The organism is Acidovorax sp. HMWF018 (genome assembly GCF_003061035.1).
Lineage (GTDB): Bacteria > Pseudomonadota > Gammaproteobacteria > Burkholderiales > Burkholderiaceae_C > Acidovorax > Acidovorax delafieldii.
In genome coordinates this window covers 1-10401 of sequence record NZ_QAIM01000116.1, presented here as the reverse complement: position 1 = coordinate 10401, position 10401 = coordinate 1, and the positions used below count along the sequence as shown (strand labels likewise).

The following is a 10401-nucleotide window of genomic DNA, read 5'->3' as shown; positions in this document are numbered from 1 at the left end:
TCCCACCCTGCTGATTGCCGACGGCGAGCGGGCCCTGTTCCTGGGCCCGTTGTTGCCGCAGGCGCCAGTGCTCACGCGGTTGTTGACCAGCCTGCAGGCGGCAGCGCCCGGCAGTGCCGGGGCGGGGGGCGAGGCCCAGAGCGTTTTCGAGCGGGTGCGCGCAGCACGCCGCGCCTAGCGGGCGGGCTTGCGGGCTGGCAGCGGTGGCTACCGTACCATCGCCCACATCTTGAATGCTCTTTTTTTGATAGCTGACGGCGCATGATCCACTAGCGCTACAGCCACTTTCTACTCGAAATCTGTGTCCACACCCCCTCCACCCTGGTTCCCGCTCAACTCGCTGCAGGCCCAGTGCGACAAGGGCACCTGGGAGCGGGGCATGGAGCTGTACCGCCAGGCAGATGTGGTGCGCGTGGGGCTCCAGCAACAGGCCGAGGGCCGCTGGGCCTTGGCGGGTGAAGTGCAGGGCAGCTCGTCCGACCCGTACGAAGTGTCTGTGCAACTGGTGCTTGCGCCCAATGGCCAGGTCAAGCAATGGTCGGGCGATTGCAGTTGCCCCGTGGGGGCAGATTGCAAGCACGCCGTGGCCCTGACCCTGGAGGCCGCGCACCGCGACCCGGCGCAGGGCCCGTCGTCCACGCGGGCTGCCGATGCGCTCAAGACCATGCAGGAGCGCAAAGAGGCCCTGGCGCGCGCCGAGGCCGAGGCGCGGCTGGTGCACTGGCTGCAGGAGTGGGACCGCGCTCTGGGCGGTGCTGTGCCGCAGGAGCCGGTCGCACGGCCGGGGCGGCCCGAGTGTTATCTCTATCTTGTCTCTACCGTAGGGCGGGCGCGCACCAGCGTGCCGCAGTTGCAGCTGGAGGCCGTGGTGTCGTACCCCAAGCTCACCGGGGGGTGGGCCAAGCCGCAACAGATCCGCACCCAGCCCGCGCCCGGCCAGGCGGTGTACGACCGCGCCAGCGATGTCGACCGCCAGGTGCTGCAGCTGCTGCGTGCCATGCCCCGCAGCGTGGGGTACTACTCGGCCTACAGCGTCGCGCCCATTGGGGTGCTGGAGGGTGCGGTGGGCTTGCTGGCGCTGGAGCAGGCTGCGGCCACAGGCCGCCTGTTTGTGGATGCGGGTGGGTCCACCGTGGGTGAGCCTTTGCGATGGGGCGATCCGCTGCCCATCGCGTGGGCATGGCAGGCGTCCACGCCGGCGCAAGGCGGCGAGGCCGTCTGGGGCCTGCGGGCCAGTCTGCCAGGCGACACCGCCGTCCTGTGCGACAACCATCCGCCCTTGTACCTGGACGCCGTCCAGGGCGTCTGCGGTCCGGTGCACGCCGAGGGCCTGAGCCCGGCCCAGGTGGCCATGCTGCTCAAGGCCCCCGCGCTCAGTGCTGCGGCGCTGCAAAAACACCATGCCGAGGTGGTGCGCCGCATTGGCGGGGTGTTGCCGTTGCCGCCGGCGCTGGGTCCGCTCACGCAGGTGCGGGGGGTGAAACCCGTGGCGCGCCTGCATCTGGCTCCGTCATCTCCGAACCAGGTGGCTGAAATGGGGCTTATCACCGCGCACTTGCGTTTTGACTACCAGGGCTATGTGGGCTGGTGGGCAGGGCAGGAGCTGGCGGTGCTGGTGCCCGGTGCCGACGGCGGCCAGGTGCTGCTGCAGCGCGATGCGGTGGCTGAACGCCATGCCATCGAGCGTCTGCAGGGTCTGGGCCTCCTGGCCACCGACGACGGCCTGTTCGGCATCCCTGGCGAGTGTGCGCAGGATGACTGGATGCATTGGGCAGACAACGGCTTTGCAGGGCTGCGCGACGCGGGTTTTGATGTGACGCTGGACGCGGCGCTGCATGGCTGGGTGCAACACGCCGACCGACTGGATGTGGCGCTGCAGCCTGAGGAGGATGACGCGACCACATCGCCCTGGTTTGCGCTGTCGCTGGGCATGGAGATCAATGGTGTGCGCCACAACATCCTGCCCTGGCTGCCCGATCTGATTGCCGCTGCGGCGGCCCAGCCGCTGGACCCAGCGACGGGTTTGCCCCAGCTGCCGGGACATGTCTACATGCCCTCGTTGACCGGTGCCGGGTTTGTGCGCCTGCCGACAGATACCCTGCGGCCCTGGATGGCAGCGCTGCTCGATCTCGCGGGCGACCGCGCGCGTGACTTCAACGCCGACCGCCTGAAGCTCTCGCGCCTGGACGCCCTGCGCACCGGTGCTGCGCTGGGCGAGGGCGCGGTGTGGCAGGGCGCCGGTGCCTTGCGCGACATGCTGGCCCAGCTGCGGGGCGCCAGTGCCTTGCCCGAGGTGCCGCTGCCCGCCAGCGTGCGTGCCACGCTGCGGCCCTACCAGCAGCAAGGCCTAAACTGGCTGCAGTTTTTGCGGGCCCACGGCCTGGCCGGTGTGCTGGCCGACGACATGGGCCTGGGCAAGACCCTGCAGACCCTGGCGCACATCCAGGTCGAAAAGGACGCTGGGCGGCTGACGTGCCCTGCGCTGGTCATTGCGCCCGTGAGCCTGATGGGCAACTGGCAGCGCGAGGCCGCTCGCTTTTGCCCGGGTCTGCGGTGCCTGGTGCTGCATGGCGCGGATCGCCATAAAGCGGCCGATGAAGTCACCGAGCACGACCTGGTCATCGCGCCGTATTCGCTGCTGCAACGCGACCGAGACCGCTGGCTGGCGCACCAGTGGCACCTGGTGGTGCTGGACGAGGCCCAGAACATCAAGAACGCCAGCAGCCAGGCCGCACAGGTGGTCAGCGAACTGCAGGCGCGCCACCGGCTGTGCTTGTCGGGTACGCCCATGGAAAACCACCTGGGCGAGGTCTGGAGCCTGTTCCACTTCTTGATGCCGGGCTTTCTGGGCAGCCAAACGCGCTTCAAGGAGGTGTTTCGTACGCCCATCGAAAAGCAGGGCGACGGTGCGCGCATGGCCCAGTTGCGCGCCCGCATCACCCCCTTCATGCTGCGGCGGACCAAGGCGCTGGTGGCAGGGGAGCTGCCGCCCAAGGTCGAATCGGTCATGCCTGTGGAGCTGACCGGCGCGCAGGCGGACCTGTACGAAACCATCCGCCTGGGCATGGAGAAAACCGTGCGCGAAGCGCTGCAGTCCAAGGGGCTGGCGCCATCGCAGATCACCATCCTGGATGCGCTGCTCAAGCTGCGGCAGGTGTGCTGCCACCCGCAGCTGGTGCCGTTGGACGCAGCCAAGGCCGTGGAGACCTCGGCCAAGCTGGACCATTTGATGACGCTGCTGCCCGAAATGTTGGCCGAGGGGCGGCGCATTTTGCTGTTCTCGCAGTTCACCAGCATGCTCAGGCTGATCGAGACCGAGCTGAAAAAGCGCGACCTGCCCTGGGTCAAGCTCACGGGGCAGAGCCAAAGGCGCGACGCGATCATCGAGCAGTTCACCAGCGGGCAGGTGCCTTTGTTTCTCATCAGCCTCAAGGCGGGCGGGGTGGGGCTGAACCTGCCGCAGGCCGACACGGTGATCCATTTCGACCCTTGGTGGAACCCGGCGGTGGAAAACCAGGCCACCGACCGTGCGCACCGCATGGGTCAGACGCAAAGCGTGTGGGTGATCAAGCTGGTGGCGCAGGGGACGATCGAGGAGCGCATCCTGGCCCTGCAGGAGCGCAAGGCGCAGCTGGCGGGCAGCCTGTACAGCGGAGCTGCTGCCCGCAAGGAGCCGCTCTTCACCGAAAGCGATCTGGCAGAACTGCTGCAGCCGCTATCACTGTCATAGCTGCTGGTGCAGCTTGGACAAGCGTGTCGTGCCATTGAGGCGGGGCACCGCCCGGAAAGCCGCATGGACACTGGCTTGGGCGTCCTGCCTGAGCGTGTTGACAACAGTTTTCCCTGCCGCCGCCTTTGCAAATCAACACTTTGCGCGCTACAATACGAATCTCACGACCAAACGGGCGGGTACCAACCGCCCGTTTTTTTTGGTCGAACGCTTTTGGAGCTCGAAGCTGTCGGGGAAGAGTCTCCGGGGGTTATCGGGTTTTTTGTTTTGGATTTGCGCAAATGAGGGGCACAAACAGTGCTCCCAGTGGGCGGGCTGGTGGCCTGGCCCCGATGGGCGCAAGTTGTGTGGTTTATCCGGGATTGAACTGAACACGTGGCATTGCAGCAAGTCGTTGAACAAATTGTGACGGGACTGGGATATGACCTGGTGGAGATCGAGCGCTCTGCCGGCGGCCTGTTGCGCGTCACCATCGACTTGCCTTGGGTGCAGCCGGCCGCTGATGCGCCCCAGCCTGTGATCGAGCAGTTCGTGACGGTCGAGGATTGCGAGAAGGTCACCCGCCAGCTGCAGTTTGCGCTGGAGGTCGATGGCGTCGAGTACAAGCGCCTCGAAGTGTCATCCCCTGGTATCGACCGGCCCTTGCGCCACGAGCAAGACTTCGTGCGCTTTGAAGGCTCTGTCATCGACATCACCCTGAAGGCGCCCATCGGCGCCGCAGCAGCGGGAGGCCAGGTCAACGCCACCCGCAAGAAATTTCGCGGCACGCTGGAGCGGGCCGAGGCCGGAGGCTGGCAGATCGTCTGGAGCGACGAGCCGCCGGTCAAGCCAGGACAAAGAGTCAGCAAGAAACGCGTGCCCGCCCCGTTGCAGGCGATGGGTTTCACCTTGGACGAATGCCGGGATGTGCGCCTTGCGCCCATCGTGGACTTCAAGGGACGCGCAGGCAAGGCCGGGGCTGCACCTGCCTGATTTGCTGCTGAAAATTGTGGGGTGGGTGGCTGCAGTGCGTTGCCTTGCCCTCGGGTGATTGAAAACAGGAGAGTCGTCGCATGAATCGCGAATTGTTGATGTTGGTTGAGGCCATTTCGCGCGAAAAGAACGTGGAGCGTGATGTGGTCTTGGGCGCCGTGGAGTCGGCCCTGGCCCAGGCTACCAAGAAGCTGTACCAGGGCGAGGTGGACATTCGCGTGTCCGTGGATCGCGACAGCGGCAACTACGAGACTTTCCGTCGCTGGCTGGTGGTGCCCGACGATGCGGGCCTGCAAAACCCCGAAGCCGAAGAGCTGCTGATGGATGCGAAGGATCGCATCCCAGACATCGAAGTCGGCGAGTACATCGAAGAGGGTGTCGAGTCGGTGCCCATCGGTCGCATCGGCGCCATGGCTGCCAAGCAGGTCATCCTGCAGAAGATCCGCGACGCTGAGCGCGAAATGTTGCTCAACGACTTCATGTCGCGCGGCGAGAAGATCTTCACCGGCACCGTCAAGCGCATGGACAAGGGCGACATCATTGTCGAGTCCGGCCGCGTGGAAGGCCGTCTGCGCCGCAGCGAAATGATCCCCAAGGAAAACCTGCGCAGCGGCGACCGCGTGCGGGCCATGATCATGGAAGTGGACCTGACGCTGCGCGGCGCTCCCATCATCCTGTCGCGTTCGGCGCCTGAGTTCATGATCGAACTCTTCCGCCAGGAAGTACCCGAGATCGAGCAAGGCCTGCTGGAGATCAAATCCTGCGCCCGTGACCCCGGCTCGCGTGCCAAGATCGCCGTCCTGTCCCATGACAAGCGCGTGGACCCCATCGGCACCTGCGTCGGCGTGCGTGGCACCCGTGTGAACGCGGTGACCAACGAGCTTGCTGGCGAACGCGTGGACATCGTGCTGTGGTCCGAAGACCCCGCACAGTTCGTGATTGGCGCACTGGCTCCGGCCAACGTGTCCTCCATCGTGGTCGATGAAGAAAAGCACGCCATGGATGTGGTCGTGGACGAGGAAAACCTCGCCATCGCCATCGGCCGTGGTGGTCAGAATGTGCGCCTGGCGTCCGACCTGACCGGCTGGAAGATCAACATCATGGACGCCGCCGAAAGCGCGCAAAAGCAGGCCAACGAGACCGATACGGCCCGCAAGCTGTTCATGGAAAAGCTCGATGTGGACGAGGAAATCGCCGACATCCTGATCTCCGAAGGCTTCAACAGCCTCGAAGAAGTGGCCTACGTTCCCCTGCAGGAAATGCTGGAGATCGAAAGCTTCGATGAAGACACCGTCAACGAGCTGCGGGCCCGTGCCAAGGACGCGCTGCTCACCATGGAAATTGCCCGTGAGGAAAGCGTGGAAGAGGTCTCCCAGGACCTGCGCGACCTCGAAGGCCTCACCCCTGAGCTGATTGCCAAATTGGCCGAAGGCGGTGTGCACACACGTGACGACCTGGCCGATCTGGCCATTGATGAACTGACCGACCTGACCGGACAGTCTGAAGAGGAAGCCAAAGCCTTGATCATGAAGGCGCGCGAACACTGGTTCGCGGGGCAAGAGTAAAGGTCAGGGAGGCACGAACCACATATGTCCAGTAACACTGTCGCCGAGTTCGCTACCGAACTCAAAAAATCGCCTGAAACCCTGCTCGACCAGCTCAAGGCTGCCGGCGTGGGCAAGGCTGCTCCCTCTGACGCGTTGACCGAGTCGGACAAGCAAAAGCTGCTTGCTTACCTGCAGGCCAGCCACGGCACGGCCTCGGCCGATCGCAAGAAGATCACGCTGGTCAAGAAGTCCACCAGCGAAATCAAGCAGGCGGACGCTACGGGCAAGGCCCGTACCATCCAGGTGGAAGTGCGCAAGAAGCGCACGTTCATTCAGCGCGACGAAGGTGCAGAGGCTGCTGCAGAGTCGCACGCACCCGCGGCGGTGGAAGAACCCGCTGTGTCGAGTGAAGACCTTGAGCTGTCCCGCCGCGAGGAAGAAGCCCGCCGCCAGGCCGAGCTGATCCGCCGCCAGGAGGCGGAGTTGGCTGAAAAACGTGCCGAGCGCGAAGCCCGCGAAAAGCGCGAGCGCGAAGCCGAAGAGCGTGCTGCCGCCTACGCGGCTCAGGAAGCTGAGAAGAAGGCCCAGGCTTCTGCCGTCAAGCAGGAAGCCACCCGCGAGCAGGCTGCCGAAGCCGCTGCGCGCACGGCAGCACAGAACGAAGCCCGCGAAAAGGCTGCTGCCGAATCCAAGGCCCGCTCTGACGAAGAAGCCGCCCGTGCGGCCGACCTGGATGCACGTCGCCGCAAGGCCGAGGCAGAAGCTGCGGCCATTCGCTCCATGATGGCCACGCCCAAGAAGGCGGTCATGGTCGCCAAGAAGCCCGAGGAACCCAAGCCGGCGGCCAAGCCTGCTGCCGTGGGCGACGCCAAGAAGGGCACGCTGCACAAGCCGGCAGTCGGTACTGGCGTGGCGCGCACCGGTGCTCCCGCTGCTGCTGGAGCGGGCGCGGGTGCGCCTGGTGCTGGCAAGGAAGTGAAGTCAGCCAAGCTGTCCTCCAGCTGGGCCAATGACACGGCCAAGAAAAAAGAAATCAAGACCCGCGGCGACAGCAGCGGCGGTGTCGGTCGCAACAACTGGCGTGGTGGCCCGCGTGGCCGCCGTGGCGACAACCGCGACCACCGTGATGATCACCAGCAGGCCGCACCGGTCGAAGCACGCATCATCGAAGTGCATGTGCCCGAGACCATTACCGTGGCTGAACTGGCGCACAAGATGTCCATCAAGGCCAACGAGGTCATCAAGGCGCTGATGAAGATGGGCCAGATGGTCACCATCAACCAGCCGCTGGACCAGGACACGGCCATGATCGTGGTGGAAGAGTTGGGCCACAAGGCCGTCGTGGCTGCGCTGGACGACCCGGAAGCCTTCACCGACGAAGATGCAGGCCAGCAAAACGCAGAACTGCTGCCGCGCGCTCCGGTCGTGACCGTGATGGGTCACGTGGACCATGGCAAGACCTCGCTGCTGGATTACATCCGCCGCGCCAAGGTGGCTGCGGGTGAAGCCGGTGGCATTACCCAGCACATTGGTGCCTACCACGTGGAAACGCCACGCGGCATGGTGTCGTTCCTCGACACCCCGGGTCACGAGGCTTTCACGGCCATGCGTGCCCGTGGTGCCCAGGCCACCGACATCGTGATTCTGGTGGTGGCCGCCGACGACGGCGTCATGCCCCAGACCAAGGAAGCCATCAAGCACGCCAAGGCGGCGGGTGTTCCGATCGTGGTGGCCATCACCAAGGCTGACAAGCCTGATGCCAACCCCGACCGCGTCAAGCAGGAGCTGGTGGTCGAAGAGGTGGTGCCTGAAGAATACGGTGGCGATTCGCCCTTTGTGCCCGTGTCCTCCAAGACCGGCATGGGCATCGACACCCTGCTGGAGCAAGTGCTGCTGCAGGCCGAAGTGCTGGAACTCAAGGCGCCGGTGGATTCGCTGGCCAAGGGTCTCGTGATCGAAGCCCAGCTGGACAAGGGCCGCGGTCCTGTGGCCACGGTGCTGGTGCAGTCCGGTACGCTGAAGGTGGGCGATGTGGTGCTGGCTGGCCAGACCTATGGCCGCGTGCGCGCCATGCTGGACGAAAACGGCAAGGTCGCCAAGACGGCTGGTCCATCGATTCCTGTCGAAATCCAGGGTCTGACGGAAGTGCCGCAGGCGGGTGACGAATTCATGGTGTTGACGGACGAGCGCCGTGCCCGTGAGATCGCGACGTACCGTGCAGGCAAGTTCCGCAACACCAAGCTGGCCAAGCAGCAAGCTGCCAAGCTGGAAAACATGTTCGCCGACATGACGGCGGGTGAGGTCAAGACCCTGCCCATCATCGTCAAGGCCGACGTGCAAGGCTCGCAGGAAGCGCTGGCCCAGTCGCTGCTCAAGCTCTCGACCGACGAGGTCAAGGTGCAACTGGTGTACGCCGCTGTGGGCGCCATCAGCGAGTCCGACATCAACCTGGCGATCGCCTCCAAGGCCATCGTGATCGGCTTCAACGTGCGTGCCGATGCCGGTGCGCGCAAGCTGGCCGAAGGCAATGGCGTGGACCTGCATTACTACAGCATCATTTACGACGCTGTGGACGAGTTGCGTGTGGCGATGTCTGGCATGCTGGCTCCCGAGCAGCGCGAAGAAGTCATTGGTACGGCCGAGATCCGCACTGTGTTCGTGGCCTCCAAGATCGGTACTGTGGCGGGTTCGTACATCACGTCCGGCATGGTCCATCGCAACGCCAAGTTCCGTCTGCTGCGCGACAACGTGGTGGTCTACACCGGCGAAGTTGACTCGATCAAGCGCCTCAAGGACGATGTCAAGGATGTCAAGGAAGGCTTTGAGTGCGGTATCAAGCTCAAGAACTACAACGACATCAAGGAAGGCGATCAACTCGAGTTCTTTGACATCAAGGAAATCGCCCGGACGCTGTAAAGCCTCGGTGACGACGATATGGCTGCGAAGAAATCTTCCACCCCTAACCGCGCCTTCAAGGTGGCCGACCAGATCCAGCGTGATCTGACGGAGCTGATCGCGCGCGAGTTGAAAGACCCGCGCGTGGGCATGGTGACGCTGCAGGGCGTGGAGGTGACTCCCGACTACGCACATGCCAAGGTGTTCTTCAGCCTGTTGACGGGCGACCCTGTGGAAACGCAGGCGGCGCTCAACCAGGCGGCTGGATTCCTGCGCAATGGCTTGTTCAAGCGCCTGCACATCCACACCGTGCCTACGCTGCACTTCGTGTTCGACCGCACCTCCGAGCGTGCGGCCGACATGAACGCCTTGATCGCCAAGGCGGTGTCTTCGCGCGCCCAAGAGGATTAGTCCATGCACGCGCCACGCACGAGGGTGCAGCGGCGCCCTGTGCATGGGGTGTTGCTGCTCGACAAACCGCTCGGCCTTTCGAGCAATGACGCCTTGCAAAAGGCGAAATGGCTGCTGCGCGCCGAGAAAGCGGGCCATACGGGCACGCTGGATCCGCTCGCCACGGGCGTGTTGCCGCTGTGTTTCGGCGCCGCCACCAAGTTCAGCCAGCTGCAGCTGGATGCCGCAAAGACCTACGAGGCGATTGCGCTGCTCGGCGCCACCACGACCACCGGCGATGCCGAGGGGGACGTGGTGCAACGCTGCGACGTAGATGCTGCCCAACTCACGCCAGAGCGCCTGGCGGCTGTGCAGCAACAGTTCACGGGTCCCATCCGCCAGGTGCCGCCGATGCACAGCGCGCTCAAGAAGGACGGCAAGGCGCTGTACGAATATGCACGCGCCGGTGTCACGGTGGAGCGCGAAGCACGGGACGTGATCATCCATGCCCTCAAGCTGACGCTGGTGCAGACAGATCAAGCGCAGATAGCTATTAAAATGATAGTGACCTGCAGCAAGGGCACCTACATCCGTACGTTGGGTGAAGACATTGGTGCGGCGTTGGGCTGCGGGGCTCACCTGACCTTCTTGCGCCGCATCGACACTGGGGGCATTGGTGTGGAGCGCTGTGTCACGCTGGCCCAGCTGGAGGCCATGCCCGAGGCAGAACGCCTGGCCAGTCTGGAAGCGCCCGAGTCACTGCTGGCACAACACATGCGTGTCACGCTGGACGGTGAGAATGCAGCCCGATTCCTGTCGGGCGTGCGTCGCCGTGGCAACTGGCCCGATGCCAGTGCCGTGGCGGTG

The 10401-nt window shown here is 64.6% G+C and carries 6 protein-coding genes; all 6 read left to right on the top strand.

What is annotated here, in order from left to right:
- Window positions 1–379 precede the first annotated feature (379 nt).
- On the top strand, window positions 380–3730 hold the full coding sequence (locus tag DBR23_RS04320; protein ID WP_108497425.1) for a DEAD/DEAH box helicase: 3351 nt from the start codon (window positions 380–382) through the stop codon (window positions 3728–3730).
- Window positions 3731–4105: 375 nt separating this feature from the next.
- Complete coding sequence (gene rimP, locus DBR23_RS04315; RefSeq protein ID WP_056063893.1) at window positions 4106–4702, top strand: ribosome maturation factor RimP; 597 nt, start codon at window positions 4106–4108, stop codon at window positions 4700–4702.
- A gap of 80 nt (window positions 4703–4782) precedes the next feature.
- On the top strand, window positions 4783–6267 hold the full coding sequence (nusA, locus tag DBR23_RS04310; RefSeq protein ID WP_056063891.1) for a transcription termination factor NusA: 1485 nt from the start codon (window positions 4783–4785) through the stop codon (window positions 6265–6267).
- Between the two features lie 24 nt (window positions 6268–6291).
- Window positions 6292–9165 (top strand): translation initiation factor IF-2, encoded by a 2874-nt coding sequence (gene infB, locus DBR23_RS04305; RefSeq protein ID WP_108497423.1) that lies wholly within the window; start codon window positions 6292–6294, stop codon window positions 9163–9165.
- 18 nt (window positions 9166–9183) lie between these two features.
- Entirely contained in the window at window positions 9184–9555 is a 372-nt protein-coding gene (gene rbfA / locus DBR23_RS04300) for a 30S ribosome-binding factor RbfA (RefSeq protein ID WP_108497422.1), read from the top strand.
- Between the two features lie 3 nt (window positions 9556–9558).
- The coding region (gene truB, locus DBR23_RS04295) for a tRNA pseudouridine(55) synthase TruB (protein WP_108497424.1) at window positions 9559–10401 on the top strand (843 nt) is incomplete at its 3' end.

Excerpts from the sequence above, each read along its gene's own strand:
- nusA (WP_056063891.1), top strand. The coding sequence starts at position 4,783 with ATGAATCGCGAATTGTTGATGTTGGTTGAGGCCATTTCGCGCGAAAAG.
- DBR23_RS04320 (WP_108497425.1), top strand. The coding sequence starts at position 380 with ATGGAGCTGTACCGCCAGGCAGATGTGGTGCGCGTGGGGCTCCAGCAA.
- rbfA (WP_108497422.1), top strand. The coding sequence starts at position 9,184 with ATGGCTGCGAAGAAATCTTCCACCCCTAACCGCGCCTTCAAGGTGGCC.
- infB (WP_108497423.1), top strand. The coding sequence starts at position 6,292 with ATGTCCAGTAACACTGTCGCCGAGTTCGCTACCGAACTCAAAAAATCG.